Raw genomic sequence first — 258 nt, 5'->3', positions numbered from 1 at the left:
GTTTACCTCCAGGAATCTGCCCCTCGGCCATGAGGAAGGGCTCTGTGAAGCGGTCTATCTGCACCTGGCCGGAAAGCTGGGGCTGGAGCCGCCTGAGTGGCGATTGTTTGAGGCGCCAGAGCAAAGTGGTGCCCGTGCCTGGCTTGGGGTAAAGCGGTTCGATTGGGTAAGCCATCCCCAAAAGGCAGGTCGACTCCATATGCACAGTGCCTGTGGCTTGCTGGATGCGGATTTCCGGACGCCTAGCCTGGATTACGA

At 59.7% G+C, this 258-nt stretch carries 1 protein-coding gene; it reads left to right on the top strand.

The window, feature by feature from the left end; all coding sequences use genetic code 11:
• Positions 1–258: HipA domain-containing protein (locus A3714_RS17480; protein WP_197463352.1), on the top strand; the 258-nt coding region annotated here is incomplete at both ends.

Origin of the sequence: Alcanivorax sp. HI0007 (genome assembly GCF_001635525.1) — a bacterium.
Classification (GTDB): Bacteria; Pseudomonadota; Gammaproteobacteria; order Pseudomonadales; family Alcanivoracaceae; genus Alcanivorax.
Note: the sequence above shows the minus strand (reverse complement) of the source record. Positions and strands in the feature narration are given on the sequence as shown.